Annotated in this window: 1 protein-coding gene; it reads right to left on the bottom strand. The window is 32.0% G+C overall.

Annotation, left to right across the window (positions count from 1 at the left end):
- The coding region (locus tag G5A70_RS15545; protein WP_004611575.1) for a helix-turn-helix domain-containing protein at positions 1-214 on the bottom strand (214 nt) is incomplete at its 3' end.
- Between the last annotated feature and the right edge of the window lie 221 nt (positions 215-435).

Raw genomic sequence — 435 nt, 5'->3', positions numbered from 1 at the left:
ATTCTTTCACATACTCTATCAATTCTTCTATTCCACAATCCAAGTAACTGCACAGTTTACAGATTAGTTGTGCGTCTAATCTCTGAAATTCATTTCTGCAATAGCGATTGAAATTAGACCTCGGTATATCCAATTCTTTACAAATGGTATTCTTACTAATCCCTTTTTCTTTCAGCAGTTCCTCTATGTGAAGTTCCAAATGTCCATACTTCATTGCCTCACCTCTACATAAAAGTATATTCAATAAATCTTTATGTAGTAATTCACTATATAGAAACAGAGGTATGTCAAAATGAAAAAGAAATTATTATTTATCACTATTATTCTAGTCTTGCTTGCAAGTGTTCTCTATTATATCAGTTTACCCGATTATCTTGTATTTAACAGTATGTCATTCAGCAATGGGGCTAATCGTGATACCGAACTACAAGTTAT

The organism is Blautia hansenii (assembly GCF_013304445.1).
In the GTDB taxonomy this organism is placed as follows: Bacteria; Bacillota; Clostridia; order Lachnospirales; family Lachnospiraceae; genus Blautia.
The sequence above is the reverse complement of the archived record's forward strand: the minus strand, read 5'-3'. Positions and strand labels throughout refer to the sequence as shown.